The organism is Bacteroides thetaiotaomicron VPI-5482, from assembly GCF_000011065.1.
Classification (GTDB): Bacteria; Bacteroidota; Bacteroidia; order Bacteroidales; family Bacteroidaceae; genus Bacteroides; species Bacteroides thetaiotaomicron.
In genome coordinates this window covers 5344253-5362592 of sequence record NC_004663.1, presented here as the reverse complement: position 1 = coordinate 5362592, position 18340 = coordinate 5344253, and the positions used below count along the sequence as shown (strand labels likewise).

General features: G+C 42.5%; 11 protein-coding genes. 3 read left to right on the top strand and 8 right to left on the bottom strand.

What is annotated here, in order from left to right; all coding sequences use genetic code 11:
- Positions 1–5 precede the first annotated feature (5 nt).
- The 3 genes from BT_RS20705 to BT_RS20695 form a co-directional block, all read right to left on the bottom strand.
- Complete coding sequence (locus BT_RS20705) at positions 6–227, bottom strand: Sec-independent protein translocase subunit TatA/TatB (protein ID WP_008760985.1); 222 nt, start codon at positions 225–227, stop codon at positions 6–8.
- Between the two features lie 208 nt (positions 228–435).
- Complete coding sequence (locus BT_RS20700) at positions 436–2985, bottom strand: bifunctional UDP-N-acetylmuramoyl-tripeptide:D-alanyl-D-alanine ligase/alanine racemase (RefSeq protein WP_008760984.1); 2550 nt, start codon at positions 2983–2985, stop codon at positions 436–438.
- Entirely contained in the window at positions 2961–3950 is a 990-nt protein-coding gene (locus BT_RS20695) for a GSCFA domain-containing protein (RefSeq protein ID WP_008764326.1), read from the bottom strand. The genes BT_RS20700 and BT_RS20695 overlap by 25 nt, the downstream gene beginning before the upstream one ends.
- A gap of 665 nt (positions 3951–4615) precedes the next feature.
- Here BT_RS20695 and dxs point away from each other — a divergent pair.
- The 3 genes from dxs (at position 4616) to BT_RS20680 (ending at position 9508) form a co-directional block, all read left to right on the top strand.
- A complete protein-coding gene (gene dxs / locus BT_RS20690) occupies positions 4616–6559 on the top strand; it encodes a 1-deoxy-D-xylulose-5-phosphate synthase (protein ID WP_008764325.1) in 1944 nt (647 codons plus the stop codon).
- A gap of 2 nt (positions 6560–6561) precedes the next feature.
- A complete protein-coding gene (gene trkA / locus BT_RS20685; RefSeq protein WP_008764324.1) occupies positions 6562–7902 on the top strand; it encodes a Trk system potassium transporter TrkA in 1341 nt (446 codons plus the stop codon).
- Between the two features lie 154 nt (positions 7903–8056).
- Complete coding sequence (locus BT_RS20680) at positions 8057–9508, top strand: TrkH family potassium uptake protein (RefSeq protein WP_011109098.1); 1452 nt, start codon at positions 8057–8059, stop codon at positions 9506–9508.
- A gap of 84 nt (positions 9509–9592) precedes the next feature.
- Here BT_RS20680 and BT_RS20675 read toward each other — a convergent pair whose 3' ends face one another.
- From BT_RS20675 to BT_RS20655, 5 genes are all read right to left on the bottom strand, one after another.
- The gene (locus tag BT_RS20675) at positions 9593–10975 is read right to left on the bottom strand and encodes an SGNH/GDSL hydrolase family protein (protein WP_008760980.1); all 1383 of its coding nucleotides are present in this window, start codon (positions 10973–10975) and stop codon (positions 9593–9595) included.
- 93 nt (positions 10976–11068) lie between these two features.
- On the bottom strand, positions 11069–12607 hold the full coding sequence (locus BT_RS20670) for a family 43 glycosylhydrolase (protein WP_011109097.1): 1539 nt from the start codon (positions 12605–12607) through the stop codon (positions 11069–11071).
- 6 nt (positions 12608–12613) lie between these two features.
- Positions 12614–13747 carry a glycoside hydrolase family 130 protein gene (locus BT_RS20665; RefSeq protein WP_011109096.1) on the bottom strand — a complete coding sequence of 378 codons (1134 nt, stop codon included), beginning with the start codon at positions 13745–13747 and terminating at the stop codon, positions 12614–12616.
- 26 nt (positions 13748–13773) lie between these two features.
- The gene (locus tag BT_RS20660; protein ID WP_008764320.1) at positions 13774–15927 is read right to left on the bottom strand and encodes a GH92 family glycosyl hydrolase; all 2154 of its coding nucleotides are present in this window, start codon (positions 15925–15927) and stop codon (positions 13774–13776) included.
- 118 nt (positions 15928–16045) lie between these two features.
- Positions 16046–18319 (bottom strand): GH92 family glycosyl hydrolase, encoded by a 2274-nt coding sequence (locus BT_RS20655; RefSeq protein ID WP_008764319.1) that lies wholly within the window; start codon positions 18317–18319, stop codon positions 16046–16048.
- Positions 18320–18340: the final 21 nt, after the last annotated feature.

The following is an 18340-nucleotide window of genomic DNA, read 5'->3' as shown; positions in this document are numbered from 1 at the left end:
GCTTATTATTTCTTAGCTGAATCTGCCGGTGCGTCGATTTCGTCTTTTGCCTTATTGATTTCTTCTTTTGCCTCGTTCACACCATCTTTAAAGCTCTTTACTCCTTTACCTAAGCCACGCATCAGTTCGGGTATCTTCTTACCACCGAAAAGGAGAAGAATAACAAGAGCAATAATGATCCATTCAGAGCCACTAGGCAAAAAGCCTAATAATAATAAGTTTGTCATATGTTTATTAATTATAGAGGTTTATTAGTTGGTGCAAATATAAAGAAAAACGGCAGACTATAAAAGAAAAACAGGAAACTATAAACGGGAAACGGGAAATAATTTAAGTATACCCGTTATCATTTACCGCCCATTTATCCATCGTTAACCTTTATAGTCTTCCATTCACTATTCTACTACATATAATTCTGTTTTTACCGCCTGCGCTTTAGTCCTGATAGTAGACTCGCTTCACACGGTTCGAGATGCTGGTCAGCACTTCGTAAGGGATCGTCCCCAACTTATCCGAAAGTGTGGTTATCGGCAGGTCGTCACCGAAGATGACAGCTTTGTCCCCTTCCCTGCAATCGATATCCGTCACGTCAATCATACAGACATCCATACAGATATTTCCTACATAGGGAGCTTTCTTGCCATTCACCAGACAGTAAGCATTGCCACGTCCCAGATGGCGGTTCAAGCCATCGGCATACCCGATAGGAATTGCCGCAATGCGGGAAGGACGCGTCAGATGTCCCATCCGGCTATAGCCTACCGTATCTTCTCCGGGCACGTCCCGAATCTGAAGAATCGTAGTCTTAAGCGTGCTTACATTATTGATAATCGAATTGTCGATCGGGCTTACCCCATAGAGTCCTATCCCCAGACGCACCATATCAAACTGCGCACCGGGAAAACGTTCGATACCGGCTGTATTGCAGATATGACGCAGAATCTTGTGTGAGAAAGCTTCCTGCAATTCCTGCGAACCTTTCTCGAACAGTTCAATCTGCTGACGGGTGAAGAAGTCGAATTGCGCCGAATCACTTCCCACAAAATGAGAGAATACCGACCGGGGAATAACCGCATTCTGACTTTTCAGACGACGGATCAACAACGGAATTTCATCGACGGAAAAACCAAGACGGTGCATACCCGTATCCAGTTTGACATGAATCGGGAAGTTGGTGATTCCTTCTTTCTCGGCCGCCTTAATCAGTGCATCGAGCAAATGGAAGTTGTACACTTCCGGTTCGAGTTTATAATCGAACATCGTTTTGAACGATGTCAGTTCGGGGTCCATGATGATAATGGAGGAGGTGATGCCTGCTTTACGCAGTTCGGAGCCTTCGTCGGCAACGGCTACAGCAAGGTAATCTACATGATGCTCCTGCAATGTTTTGGCAATCTCGTATGATCCGGCTCCGTAGGCAGCAGCCTTCACCATACAGATCATTTTCGTCTCCGGATGGCGGAGCATGGAGCGATAGTGATTCAGATTGGCAACCATCGCACCCAAGTTCACTTCCAGAATCGTTTCATGCACTTTCAGTTCCAGCTCTTCCGATACCAGATCAAAGTTGAATACGCGGGAACCTTTTATCAGAATGACTTCCGAATGAAGGGTTTTAAAAATGCCCGATCTTAGCAAGGCGTCTGTATCGGGGAAGAAGTATCGTTCCGGTGTACCTTCGAAGCGAGCGGCACACGAAGAAATCTCCGCTCCTACACCGATCAGCTTGTTGATGCCCCGGCTCTTTATCAGTTGTGCTACCCGACGGTAAAGCGTAGCCGTACTCTGCCCTGTCTCCAAAATATCCGATAAGATAAGTGTCCGTTTCAGTCCTTTCTTTTCCGAACGGCGTACCAGGAAATCCAGTGCTATATCCAGAGAAGCCAAGTCCGAATTGTAGCTATCGTTGATGAGTATACAATTATTCTTGCCTTCTTTTACTTCCAGGCGCATGGCGATCGGTTCGAGCCGTGCCATCCGTTCGGTAATCTGATCGGCAGGAGTCATCAGATAAAGACAGGCTGCCAGGCAGTTCAACGCATTTTCGATGGAAGCATCGTCTATAAAAGGAATACAGAAGATATTATCCATATCCAGATAGCGGTAAGCAATCACAGTATGGTCTTCTTTCTTTGTCACCTTGCTGATATAAAGAGGGCGCTCGATATCCTTGCAGCTCCATGCAATCTCACGGGCTGTCAGCATCGACTTTGCCACACAATTACTGATCAGCTCGTTATCTCCATTATAGATCACCACATCGCAATCTTTAAAGAGTGTCAGCTTCTCCATACATTTCTCCTGCAATGAGAAGAAATTCTCCTGATGGGCACCGCCTATATTAGTCAGAATACCGATAGTCGGTTTAATCATGCGCTTCAAGGCCCCCATCTCCCCCATTTCGGAGATACCGGCTTCGAAAATACCCAATTCGGCTTCTTCATTCAGTTGCCAGACGGACAAGGGAACGCCGATCTGAGAATTATAACTGCGGGGCGAACGGACAATGCAGCGGTCCGGACTCAATAATTGATGCAACCACTCTTTCACAATGGTCTTTCCATTACTGCCCGTGATACCGATTACCGGAATCTTGAAATTCTCCCGATGAGCCTCGGCCAGCTTCTGCAAAGCCTTCAAAGGATTCGCCACGATCAAGAAATTGGAGAAATCGAGAATGGAGAGTCGAGAGTTGGGAGTAGGCTGCGCACCATCCTGCTGCATAGCATTCTCCATTTTCCATTCTCCATTCTCCATTCTCTTAAAGTCTTCTTCCGTAACCACGAAGTTGCGCACTCCCCGATCATATAGTTCGGAGATATAGCGTGCACCATTATTACGTTTGGTGGGCAAAGCAAAGAAAAGGGTTTCTTCCGGAAAGCTCAAAGAGCGGCTATCTGTAAGTAGCCAATCAATCGTCGCTTCATGCTCTCCGACACGGCGTGCACCGATATATTCGGCTATGGATTCAATCGTATATGACATAGTTCTGTTTCTTTTTGAAAGTCTAAGTACGGATATTTTCCGTTAAGTCGTTCGATTTTTAACACTATTTGTCCTAAAAAGCGTTGATACGCTTCCGACTCCGGATGAAAAGGCTTGTGTGACAAGTCTTTAGTAATATCTTCGATGGCAGTGATCACCTGCTTCGTTTCGGCAGAAAAGAAGGCCTCCGAAAAGCGTTCCCACAAATAACGGACAGCCAACGGAGACGGATGAAGCATGTCATCGGCATAATAGCGATAATCACGCAGTTCATCCAAAACGATCTCATAAGAAGGAAAGTAGAACACATGATCCGGAAAGAGCTGTTGCAGGCGGTCGATGGCAAGCAATAAGGTCGATTTACTCAACTGGTTGGCATGCATCCCGTCACGTATATGCCGGATAGGGCTGACCGTGAACAAGACCTTCAAGTGAGAATTGCGCGCCACCATACTGGTTATCAACGAAGTATATTCGTTCACAATCTCATCTACCGAAAGAATCCGGCGGTTGAAGCAGCTCTCCGGCAGTTTATGACAATTGGAGACTACCTGCCTTGTTTCTTTCTGTTCATATACATAGGCAGTGCCGAAAGTCAGCATCAGCCAGTCAAGTTCGTGGACCGAACGGTGAGCCTGCGACAAGCGAGTGTTTATCTTTTCAAGTACTTCCTCCGGCGATGACGCAGAGAACAAACCATGATGCATCGGACTATGCCAGCACTCCTTATATAGGAATAAGTCTTTCTCCTGATACACCTTCCCCTTCAATATCTCCACCAAAGCCGTAGAGACCGACAGCGGATTATAGAGAATCCCGAAAGGATTCATGTCAACGCGAAATTTATTTTCTGCCAGCAACCTGCCCATGTTCTCTGCAAAACAAGACCCCATCAAAAGAATCCGTTCCGCATGACTGACAGGCGGCAAGCCCGCCGGTAGTTCTACCTTTGTTTGAAAATCCATATATTCTCCTTCTTTCGATTGTTTCTCTCTTGCAAAAGTACGACAAAGATACGATATTCCGCTTTATTTTAATCACAAATCTATTCAAGGCTTGACAAATGGCTTTTTATGTTGTATATTTGTAGACCGAAAACAGAAAATCAATGAATAACGGATATAAAAGAATAGAAAACATGGATAAAATACAGTATCATATTACAACAAATACAGCTTATTCCTTCTCATTTTACTAAGGAATAAGACGATTGATATAGCCCAAAGGCTGCAAGCTCTATGAAGTTTGCAGCCTTTTTTGTTGCATTAATTCAATCTATTTCCTACAAAATCTCATTTTAGAGTTTCTAATAAACGGAAGACACGTCTATAATAAACGATCATCAAATTTATTAATAACGATACGAACGTTTCTGCAAGTTCATGTTCTCTTTTTTCATGCAACTTTTATTTCCCTAATAGAGATTTCATTTGATTAGTAATATTAATCCACATTTCACATAATAAAAAGAAAGTTACAGTTCTTCCGGGAACCCGACGGCACATACTTCAATATACCAACGACCGAATGCCATTCCACCCTCGTACTTCGCTTTAACAATAAGAATTTAGGTAAAAAGAAAGGGCTTCCGCTTTCTTTTTCGTATTTTTGCACCAAATTTTCTCGAATCATGAAGAATGAACCGATATATAACTTGCTAAACTCAATCAACAGCCCCGATGATCTGCGCCGTCTGGAAGTAGACCAACTGCCGGAAGTATGCGATGAATTAAGGCAAGACATTATTAAAGAACTCTCCTGCAATCCGGGGCACTTCGCTGCCAGCCTCGGAACAGTGGAACTGACCGTAGCCCTGCACTACGTCTACAATACACCTTATGACCGTATTGTATGGGACGTGGGACATCAGGCGTACGGCCACAAAATCCTCACAGGACGGCGTGAAGCATTCTCCACCAACCGGAAACTGGGAGGTATTCGCCCCTTCCCTTCTCCCGAAGAGAGCGAATACGATACATTTACCTGCGGACACGCTTCCAATTCGATCTCCGCAGCCCTCGGCATGGCTGTCGCCGCCGCCAAGAAGGGAGACGACCAACGTCATGTGATAGCCATCATCGGAGACGGTTCGATGAGCGGAGGACTGGCTTTTGAAGGATTGAACAATTCTTCTACCACCCCGAACAACCTGCTTATTATCCTGAATGATAACGACATGGCTATCGACCGCAGTGTCGGCGGTATGAAACAATACCTGTTCAACCTGACAACCTCGAACCGCTACAACCAACTGCGTTTCAAGGCTTCCCGCCTGTTGTTCAAGCTCGGCATCCTGAACGATGAACGTCGCAAGGCACTGATCCGCTTCGGCAACAGTCTGAAGTCAATGGCCGCCCAGCAACAGAATATATTCGAAGGAATGAACATCCGCTACTTCGGTCCTATCGATGGCCATGACATAAAGAACCTTTCAAGGGTATTGCGTGACATTAAAGACCTCAAAGGTCCCAAAATACTGCATCTCCACACGATCAAAGGAAAAGGCTTCGCCCCTGCCGAGAAACACGCCACCGAATGGCACGCTCCCGGCAAGTTCGATCCCGTCACCGGAGAGCGTTTCGTAGCCAATACGGAAGGAATGCCTCCCCTGTTCCAAGACGTTTTCGGAAATACACTGGTGGAACTGGCGGAAGCCAATCCAAGGATCGTAGGTGTGACTCCCGCCATGCCTTCCGGCTGTTCGATGAACATCCTCATGTCCAAAATGCCCAAGCGGGCTTTCGATGTGGGTATTGCCGAAGGCCACGCCGTCACCTTCTCCGGAGGAATGGCAAAAGATGGCTTGCAGCCTTTCTGCAACATCTATTCATCGTTCATGCAACGGGCTTATGACAATATTATCCATGATGTGGCTATTCAGAATCTTCCCGTAGTTCTCTGTCTCGACCGTGCCGGACTGGTAGGCGAAGACGGTCCGACACATCACGGTGCGTTCGACATGGCTTATCTGCGTCCGATACCTAATCTGACCATCGCCTCCCCTATGAATGAGCATGAGCTGCGACGACTGATGTACACGGCACAACTGCCGGATAAAGGTCCGTTCGTACTCCGCTATCCGCGTGGCCGTGGCGTATTGGTGGACTGGAAATGCCCGCTTGAAGAAATTCCTGTAGGCAAAGGACGGAAATTGAAGGACGGAAAAGATATAGCTGTCATCAGCATAGGACCTATCGGAAATAAAGCAAGGAGTGCCATCGCCCGTGCCGAGTCCGAATCGGGAAGAAGCATCGCCCACTATGATCTGAGATTCCTCAAACCGCTGGACGAAGAACTGCTGCACGAAGTGGGCCGCACATTCCGCCACATCGTCACCATAGAAGACGGAACGATTCAGGGAGGAATGGGAAGTGCCGTACTTGAATTCATGGCCGACCATGAATATACCCCGACAGTCAAACGCATCGGAATTCCGGATAAATTCGTGCAACACGGCACGGTAGCCGAGTTATATCAGCTCTGCGGAATGGATGAAGACAGCCTGACAAAAGAATTGCTGAAGCAATGTGAACTTCTGCCCGACATGAGCAAAATAAAAGAATTAACTAACTGAAGATGAAGATAATTATCGCAGGTGCCGGAAACGTAGGCACCCACCTGGCTAAATTATTGTCCCGGGAAAAACAGGACATTATCCTGATGGACGATGACGAAGAAAAACTAAGTGCCCTCAGCGCCAACTTCGATTTGTTGACTGTCACGGCTTCTCCTTCTTCCATCTCGGGACTGAAAGAGGTAGGCGTGAAAGAAGCGGACTTGTTCATCGCAGTCACCCCCGACGAAAGCAGGAATATGACTGCCTGTATGCTAGCCACCAATCTGGGTGCCAAAAAGACTGTCGCCCGCATCGACAACTACGAATATCTTCTGCCCAAAAACAAGGAATTCTTCCGGAAACTGGGTGTAGACTCATTGATCTATCCGGAAATGCTTGCTGCCAAAGAAATCGTATCTTCCATGCGTATGAGCTGGGTACGTCAATGGTGGGAATTCTGCGGAGGCGCCTTGATACTGATCGGTACCAAGATGCGCGAAAAAGCGGAAATACTGAATATTCCCCTCCATCAACTGGGTGCACCGGACATCCCTTACCACGTGGTAGCCATCAAACGCGGAACGGAAACCATCATTCCGCGCGGAGACGATGTTATCAAACTGCACGATATTGTTTATTTCACCACTACACGCAAATATATTCCTTATATCCGGAAAATAGCCGGCAAGGAGGATTATGCCGATGTACGCAACGTCATGATCATGGGCGGAAGCCGTATCGCCGTCCGTACCGCTCAGTACGTGCCGGATTATATGCAGGTAAAAATTGTAGATAACGACATCAACCGTTGCAACCGGCTGACTGAATTATTGGACGACAAAACCATGATCATCAACGGCGATGGTCGTGATATGGACCTGCTCATCGAAGAAGGTTTAAAGAATACCGAAGCATTTGTCGCCTTGACGGACAATTCGGAAACGAACATCCTCGCCTGTCTCGCCGCCAAACGTATGGGAGTGGAAAAGACGGTGGCGGAAGTAGAGAATATCGACTATATCGGCATGGCGGAAAGTCTTGATATCGGCACGGTCATCAATAAGAAAATGATTGCCGCCAGCCACATTTATCAGATGATGCTGGATGCCGATGTATCCAATGTCAAATGCCTGACGTTTGCCAACGCCGATGTGGCTGAGTTTACCGTACCCGCCGGAGCAAAGATTACTAAAAATTTAATCAAGGATCTGGGATTGCCCAAAGGAACAACCATCGGAGGTATGATTCGCAATGGCGAAGGAGTGCTCGTAACCGGAGATACGCTGATTCGTCCTGGAGACCATGTCGTTGTATTCTGCCTGAGTATGATGATCAAGAAGATTGAGAAGTTCTTTAATTAAGTAATAGGTATTAAGTAATAAGTATTAGGTAATAGGTAATAACCGTAGCTGCTTGTACTTGACATTATATCTGATACTTGGCGCATAATACTTAATACTTAATACCTATTACTTATTACTTAATACCTATTACTTAATACCTATTACTTAAAAAATGATTAATTCGAGGATGATATATCGCATCATGGGGTTTCTGTTACTGATAGAAACGGCTATGTTAATGTGTTGCGGTGGTGTTTCACTATTTTACAAGGAAGATGATTTAAACAGTTTTCTGCTTTCATCAGCTATCACGGCCTTTGTAGGTGTGATTATGCTTGCTATTGGAAGAGGGGCCGAAAAGTCACTCAACCGCCGCGATGGATATGTGATTGTCAGTGTAGCCTGGATTGCTTTCTCCTTTTTTGGAATGTTGCCCTATTATATAGGCGGGTATATTCCAAGTGTCACCGATGCCTTCTTCGAGACAATGTCCGGCTTCAGCAGTACCGGTGCCACCATCATGAATAATATAGAATCGATGCCTCACGGAATCCTTTTCTGGCGGGCAATGACTCAGTGGATCGGCGGTCTGGGAATTGTATTCTTTACGATTGCCGTTCTTCCGATTTTCGGTATGGGAGGTATTCAGGTATTTGCCGCCGAAGCCAGTGGGCCGACTCATGACAAAGTACATCCCCGTATTGGTGTTACCGCCAAATGGATCTGGGGCATCTATGCCGGTATGACGGGGACATTGATTATATTACTGGTATTCGGGGGCATGGGACTTTTCGACAGTATCTGCCACGCTTTCACCACGACCAGTACAGGTGGGTTCTCCACCAAGCAGACAAGTATCGAATATTACCACTCGCCTTACATAGACTATGTAATATCTGTTTTCATGTTCCTCTCGGGAGTCAACTTCACGCTATTATTGCTGATGTTCAATGGGAAAATAAAGAAGTTTATCCATGATGCCGAGCTGAAGTTTTATTTTATGTCTGTTGCCTTTTTCACGGTTTTCATAGCAGTCTGGCTTTATCAGACCAGTTCGATGGGAGCAGAAGAAGCATTCCGGAAATCTCTGTTCCAAGTAATCTCCCTACAGACTTCAACCGGTTTTGCCACTGCCGACTATATGCTCTGGCCCTCCATTCTCTGGGGCTGTCTTCTTATCGTAATGATAATGGGTGCTTGCGCAGGCAGTACGACAGGTGGTATCAAATGTATCCGCATGGTTATCCTCTTCAAAGTTGCCAAAAATGAATTTAAACATATTCTGCATCCCAATGCAGTATTGCCCGTACGGGTGAATAAACAGGTGATCTCCCCCTCTATCCAGTCTACCGTACTGGCATTTACATTTTTGTATGCAATCATCGCCATTATCAGCATTCTTGTCATGATGGGCTTCGGAGTGGGATTTCTCGAATCTATCGGAACGGTCATATCAAGTATAGGAAACATGGGACCGGGACTCGGCACGTGTGGCCCTGCCTTCTCGTGGAGTGAATTGCCTGATGCAGCCAAATGGTTGCTCTCCTTTTTGATGCTTCTCGGACGTCTGGAGTTGTTTACGGTATTGCTGCTGTTCAGTTCCGATTTCTGGAAAAGAAATTAAATCAAATATCATACATAAAAAAGGTGCCGACTATTAGCCGGCACCACCATACACCAATTCAAACCTTTCTTATCTAAAGAAATATTATATTTTTCTCAGAACAATCTTTCTTACTACTGGCTTGTTGATTTCGTAGATCTTGGAAATCAGAACATCCATCTCTTGTTCACGTGCGTCGCGAATTTCTTTAAACATCATCTTTGAATAAAGATCCCGACGTCCTTTCAACCACATGTTCTTCTCTACATTTTCATCCATCACTTCAATAGCCTTTCTGTCATTAGCAAACAATAAGCCTTTTTGTTGAAAGAAACCAAACTGGCACCACGCATATTCTCTAAATGTTCTTTCAAGTTCCCAACGATACTCATTGAGGTGCATGATAGTTAATGCCTGCTGGTATTGTGGAGTTTTAGATTCTGCAGCTAAATTTATACCCTTTGCCAAATCAGCAGCATCCCAGGTTCCTATTTCCTGATCGTCAATCAACAGTTTATATTGCCCCTTCAAACCGGTAACTTTCAGCAATTCAGTATTCATCTCTTCCATAAAAGGAACTTCTTTTATAACTTCTGCCTGACTCTTCTTAGAACCCCAGCCTCGTGCAATAGTATCCAAAGGATATGGTAACGCCTCTGCCAGATAATCAAAACTAATATCTTTACCTATTTTCTTAATATTTGAGATGGTACAACCTTCTGCCTTCACTGCTTGCTTCTTATTTGCATTGATTTCCATGTTGGCCACATCTTTACCAGCAAAACCTTGTGCTTTCAAGAAAAGATAAGCCATCACCATATGACCGTCATTGTCCGGATGGATACGATCGTTACCACAAAGAGTAAAACTAGGATCTTTTTGTTGAAGTTCCTGATTTATAGCTACCATAGGCGCATTCCAATCTGTAAATTCCCAACCATTTCTTGCAGCAGATTCTCTTTGATATTCTATAATTCTCTTAATAGTCTCATTTTTTTTCTTAAAGACCGTATTATCCTTTATTTGCGCAGTTTCATCATAAGGAGAGGTTCCCGTCATTACGATACGAGTATGTGGCAATTCCTTGAAACGTTTTTCCATCTGCTGGAAGTTCTTGATGCTTTCCTGATACTTCTGTTCACCAAATTCTTTCGCATTATCACCATTATATTCATAATAACCGGAATCATTCATACCGAAAGTCACCATCAATACAGTAGGATTTTTGCTAAAAATGTCACCATCCAAACGTTTATTCATATCATACGCTGTATCACCACCAATACCTCCATTGAATACACGAATAGGCATATTCGGGAAGCGGGTCATGTAATACAACCAGATAAATGAATGGTAACGACCACCATCCGTAATACTATTTCCTAAAAACACAGCTCTATCACCTTCCTTAAAAGGTTTCACGGTCTGAGCAAACGCAGTAGTATATGCCATGCAAACTGCTGCAACTAATACTAAAAACTTTTTCATGTTATCAATCTATATTTTACAAATACTGTTAATCTACTATGAGGGATAATTTAATAGTATAAACTAAAAATTTTATCACCATCTACTTTCTTTTTATTTTAAATTCTTCATTTTAAAATAAGAAAACTCTGCCGGTACATCCTTATCTCCATAATGTAGTAATCCCGGACGCTGCACTCTATCCCAACGAATCAAGGATTTACCCTTGAAAGGGGTATTCTGCACAGATTGCCATGTTTTTCCATCCAGACTTTTATAAAAGTGGAATATACACCCCTGTTCAACTTCCAATTTCAAATATATCTCTTTACTTGCAAAAGCTGAATCATAAAGTACTGACTCAATATCGTCTTTCACCACTTTCAAAATAAGTTTATCTCCTTCAATTCCCCAAGCAATCAGGTTTTTATCATCGCCATACAAGGTCAATCCTTTCAGTCCTTTGCCTGTGTTTATTACTTTCGTCTCACAGCTATACTGTGGAGATTGAGGACGTAAACATAATGCTGTACCATATTTATTGTTATTCTTTGGAGTACCGGATAAAAATAACTTTCCTTTCTTTAGCACAGCGTGTATATCTGAATAAGGATAATTCCACGTCCAATCAACTTTCAATTGATTCCCCTTAAAATTATCTTCAAAATCCGAAAGAGGCTCTTGCTTTGTACCGACAAAAGGTATAGGCTGTTCAGCTATAGCCAAATTCCCAGTCTTGAAACGCACCCAATGATCATCCGTCATTTCCATTTCTTGCAAAATCGGTTGACGCCCGATAAAGAAACCATCTCCCTTCAAATAAGCGTGACACATATAAAACATACGACCATCAGATGTTCTCACCACAGTACCATGACCACATGATTTATAATCTCCTTCTCCGCCATGAAGAATGGGGTTTCCAGAATATTTTTCATAAGGTCCACCATAATTCCTTGCACGTGCTACATACACATCATAGTCACTAGAAGGACCACAACATCCATGGGCAGCGTATACTATATAATAGTAGTCGCCTTCTTTAAAATGGTACTGTCCTTCCATACCAATTCCCTTTTCATCTACTAAAAGAGTAAAAGGTTCACCATCCAAATGCAAACCATCAGCGGACAGTTTACATCCTAACAATTCTATCGGACGCGTATCCAAACCATAAGCTTTCCAACTGATATACAACTGCCCGTTATCATCATAAATAAATGCATCGATAGCTTCCTTCCCATACTCTACAATCGGACCATGATCGGTAAATTCATGTAAAGGAGAATCAGACGTAGCTACTCCGATATATGATATCCCGGTACTTTTTTGGCGGGCAGTATAATAACAGTAAACTTTATTATTATGATAAAACAATTCTGGTGCCCAAAATGAATTAGAAGTCCAGGACGGTTGCTTGGTAAAAACATGCCCTACCTGTTTCCAGTTTACCAGATCCTTCGAGGTAAACATTGGATAAAAAGGCGCCCATTCCGAAGAGGTACCCGTAGCATAATATGTATCTTCAATCCGAATGACAGAAGGATCGGGTACATCTCCCCGAATAACAGGATTTGTGAAGTAGTTTTGTTCTTGTGCCACCATTTGCAATGCAAAACAAATATCAAACAAAAAGAGTCCTATCTTTTTCATTGCATTTTATTTCTTAAAAGGATCATACACAGCAACTGCTACACGTGAATCTGCACAACCATAATATAAGTACCATTTCTGATTATGGAATACTAAACCTTCTATAAATACTGTTCCCGCGGGATATTGTCCGCTCTTCTCAAAATCTGATTCCGGAATATAGAATGGTTTATCCAATCGGTCAATCAATTTAGTCGGATCTTTAGCATCGAATAATGCTTGCCCGGCACAATAAGAATTAGCAGTATACAATGTATCACCCTCTGCACCTGACTTATTCTTACCATTATAAAGTAATAAAATACCTTTATCAGTCATAATTGCAGGTGGACCACACTCGGTCAGGTCACTATCAAATTTACCTTCACGAGGAGTAATTACTTTTAGAAAGTCTCCTTTTTCATCAAGCATCGGTTCCCAATTAATCAAATCCGTGGAAGTAGCTACGTTCACAAACTTTTCTCCCCAATACATCCAATATTTTCCATCAATTTTAGCAATCACTTGTTTGCCATCTACCAATTTTGTGACAATAGAAGCAGATTTGGAAAATTCATCAAAAAAACGTCCGCCATATGCTTTTGCAAAAGCCGGACCATATTTTTCCCATATCTGAAGATCACGAGAAGTAGCTACGGCAAGACGGGCCTGCTTACGATTCCATTGTGTATAAAGCATTACATAAAGGCCATCCTCTGTCACAGCAACTCGCGGATCTTCACACCCCCCTGGCCATTCCAATTCTTTCTGGTTATCATCTGCCGGATAAAATACAGGAACAGTCATCCGGTTAAAATGCAAACCATCATCAGAATAAGCATAGCCTAAGCGAGAAGTGCGTGAACCAATTCCTACCGCCGAATTATCTTCTGCCCGGTAAAGCACAACCACTTTACCATCATAAATTGTAGCAGCCGGATTAAAAGTATCACTAGATTCCCATGCTACCGAATCCTGCCTCATTGGGCAATAAAAAACAGTAGTGGTATCAGGAGAGACAATTGGGTTAATACCTTCCGGACGTTGAAAATCCGCCCATGCCCAATCGGGGAATTCGGATGTTTGCTTCTTCTCTCCACAGGAAGTTATCACTGCTGCAACCATCAGTAAATAAGCTATATGTTGAAATTTTCTTTTCATGATTGTTCTTTATAATAATTCATTAATTAAGGAAAAGATGGTGGAACGACCTTTGCTCCCCACTTCATGTCCGGTTTACCCGAAGTACGGTATTCGATAGTAGCTCCGCTGTTGAGCTGGTCCCAGTCTATCCATGTACTTTCATATGATTTTCCGTTTAGTTTCATGGATTTGATATAGATGTCCTTTTCTGAACCTCCCTTTATCACAATATCACCTTTTTTCAAATGTACCTTGACAGATGAAAAGATTGGAGTATTTACCGTAAATCCCCCCACACCCGGGATTTCCGGATAAAGCCCGATACAGGCAAACACATACCAAGCACCCATTGTGCCCAAATCGTCATTTCCCGGGAGACCATCTATCTTACTTGAATATTGCTCATTCAACACACGATTAATGATTTCCTGTGTTTTGTATGGACGACCAATCCAATTATATATCCAAGGTATATGGAAACTCGGCTCATTACCGGAAGCAAACCATGCATCGTTATATCCGGCATCCAGGCGTGTAAAGAATTCATCCAACCGTTTCTCGGCTTTTTCCTTACCACCTATTATTTCTACCAGACCGGCAATATCATAAGGCACCATCCAAAAATAATTCTTATAAGTAGATTCACGAAAGTCTTCACCAAGAGATTTCCACGATCCATCCGGATTACGTGATTGTAGCCAACCTGTGTCCGAATTATACAAATTCTTCCATGAACGGGCAAAATGAAAATAACGCCAACTGGCAAATTCATCTCCCACTGCATGCAATGCAAACTGTCCGATAGCAAAATCTGCTGAGGTATACTCCAATTGAATAGATGCATTATAATAACCCTTATCCAAATATTGCTTCAATCCCGGGCGAGTCTCCACATCTTGCGACTTAGAACCCGGTTCCTCCGCTCCTTTTCTCATAATCTTAAAGATAGGTTTCGGATCATAATTACGAGCTCCGAAAGCATAGGCATTAGCAATCAGAATAGGAGTCGGATCTCCCTGCATTACCCCTGTTTCAATATTAGCCATCACCCAACGAGGAAAAGAGCCACCGGACTGTTCTGCAAACAATTGATGGGAAATAACAATATCGGAAGCTACCTCCGGATCAAGCATGGATAATAATTGAATTTGTGTACGATACGTATCCCAATTACTAAAAGAAGTATAGTGTTTAGAACGTGACTTATGCACTCTGAAATCCGCTCCCATATATTCCCCATTCACATCGCTGCAAACATTCGGGTGAATGAAAGAACGATATAAATGTGTATAGAATTGGGTCGTACGATCGGGATTGGTGCCCTCCACTTCAATCATACCCAAATAATGATTCCATTTTGCCTCCGCCTGATTCTGTATCTTTTGGAAATCCCATTCTGCATTTTCGGCTTTCAAATTTTCACGTGCATTTTCTACTGAAACATAAGAAACTCCAATCTTATATTGAATATTCTTCTTTTTGTTTACATCAAAAGTAAAGTATACACCAGAATACTCACCTTCTGCAAAAGTTGTATTTGGCATCAATTCTTCTCTCTTCCATGTACCGGTTTCAAAAGCATCAGTATCAAACTCTGCTACAAAATAGACTTTATACGGAGTACGGAGCCCACAGAAATTTCCTCCTTCTGCATAACCTTCACACTTATTCGGGGCAGTAATAACAATTGCTGCTTGTTCAATAGGAGTTGCAGAAATACCTCCACCAATGATTATTGTACCATACTGTTGATCTGCCGGATATTCATAACTAGCCATCCCCGTTCGCTCGGTCACTGTCAGTTTTGCCTTGATATCCTCTTGCACCATAGCCTCATAATAACCGGCATGTCCTTTTTCTTCAGATACATTTATACGATAGTTGAGGATGTTATCAGGTGACATTTTCAGTTTTCCCTTCACAGGGAAAGTGGGAAAATTTCCCATATGTTCACAACCACCACCACTCAACTGATTGATAACGAATCCCGACCTTTTGGAAAAATAAGATGGAGTAAATTGTACCATCCCATAAGGATAAGTTGCTCCCGGATAAAGATATCCGGAAGTCAGTCCGGTACCTTTTGTTCCAATCAACGTATTGACTTGATGGACATAGTCACCAGCCACAGCTTGTGTTGTAACCATTCCTTCTAAAACAAGAGAGAATAATAAAATAAATAAGAATTTATGTTTCATTCCGGATGTTCTTTTAGTAGAGTCTATTTCGAATAAGAAACAGGAATACCACTAATAGTACCCTGTTTCGCTATTCGGATAAAATCGATCGTATTATTGAACTTTATTCTTTGATTCTTTATTCTTTAGACAAAGAGAAAGGCGCAGCATACTTCGAAGTACATCTTTCTTTATTAGGCTGGCTTCCCATTTCAAATTTCAAGACTCCTCCTTCTGCTATATCATCATAATGGATATAGTTTTTATCTAAAAGTCTGCCATTCAAAGTAGCTGATTGTATATATAAATTTTCTTTACTGTTTTCTGGTGCTTCAATCACAAACTTATTGCCATTTTCCATAGTTATGGTAGCCTTCTTAAATAATGGGCTGCCAATCACATATTCATCTGTACCCGGGCAAACAGCATATATACCCAATGAGCTCAGAATATACCATGAAGACATACCGCCTTGGTCTTCATCACCCGGATAACCTTTTTCTGTTGAATTATATAATCTCTCAACAATCTGACGTACCCAATATTGAGTTTTCCACGGCTGACCTGCATAGCAATACAAATAAGGCATGTGTTGAATCGGTTGATTTCCGTGTGCATATTGTCCCATATTAGCCAACTCCATTTCTTTCATTTCATGAATAACTCCACCATAAGTGCCCGGTTTAATTATGTTAGGAATAGTAAATACAGAATCTATTTTAGTAGTAAACTTTTCATCACTTCCAAACAAGTCAATCAAGCCTTGTACATCATGGAACACTGACCATGTATAATGCCATGCATTTCCTTCACAGAAAGGCCCCCCCCATTCCAGTGGATCGAATGGTTCCTGCCATTTACCATCAACACCCTTTCCACGCATAAATCCGATAGACTTATCAAAGACATTTTTATAGTTGTACATCTGACGGGCAAATACTTCTTGGTAATGTTTATTTCCAACCATTTTAGCAAGTTGATATCCGCAGAAATCATCATATGCATATTCCATAGTTTGTGCACTAGAACCCATTGATTCAGGATAAGGAACATATCCTAACTGGAAATATTCTTTCCAGAATCCACGTCCGTTAGCACCACCCCAAGGACCTTTATTCATTGCTTCATGCGCATAAGCCTTCAGTGCTTTTTCAGGATCAAAATCACGAATTCCTTTTGCCCATGCATCTGCCAGCAATGAAATAGAATGATTTCCTAACATTCCTCCTGTTTCACCCGGGGAAGACCATGAAGGCAACCAGCCGCATTGTTCCTGGGCTGCCAAAAGAGCATTCATATAACGTCCCTGCATTGTTGGATGCAAAATATTTGTCAAAGGGAATTGAGAACGGAATGTATCCCAAAATCCATTATCAGTATACATGTAACCATCATAAATTTTACCATTATATGGGCTATAATAATATGGTTCACCATTTTCTTTGCGTTCATAAAATTTGCGAGAGAATAAATTAGCACGGAAAAGACAAGAGTAGAAAGTCTTCATCTGTTCGTCCGTACATCCTTCAACTACAATTCTATTCAATACTTCATTCCAAGTCTTCTGACCGCGTGCTTTCGTTACTTCCAGATTCTTATCTTTACCGAGTTCTTTATTTAAAGTTATCAGAGCCTGCTCTGCACTTATGTATGAGGAAGCTGCTTTAGCCTGAACCTTCGAGCCTTTTTTAAATTTAATAAATGCACCATATCCTTTACCTGCTCCATCTAATTTCTGTGGAAACACTTCATCCTTTTGGTTTTCCCATACGCCGTAATCTTCGAAAGGTTTATCAAATTGAACAACAAAATAATTACGGAATGATTTTGAATCGTTCACAAAACGTTGATTATTTACCCAACCGGAGATTTGTCTCTTAGCCGGATCAATTTTGATTTCACTCATATCCGTATATCCGTCAAGTACCAAATAAGCATCTCCCGTAGTAGGATAGGAAAAACGTAAATGTACACCACGGGTAGTCGGAGCCATTTCAGTAGTAATGCCATTATCGAATGTTACTTTATAATAATGAGGTTTAGCTATCTCATTATCGTGACTAAACTTGGTAGCACGAGCATCTTGATTTACAACCAGCTCCCCTACCATCGGCATGAAAGAATATACAGCATAATCACTCACCCAAGGACTACATTGATGTGATTGGCTAAAAGCACGAATCTTATCAACAGCATACATATACTTAAATCCATCCCCATTTTTACCTGTTTGCGCAGACCACATATGCATACCATAAGGCATACCTGTAGTAGGATAAGTATTACCGTAGCTCAAACCAAAATTAGAATCGGTACCTTGTAGCGTATTCACATACTGTACCAGATCTTTTAGCTGAGCATTCATCACAGTCGAATACAAAAAGAAGATAATTAAATAAACTAGTTTCTTCATGGTTTATTATTGAATATATTA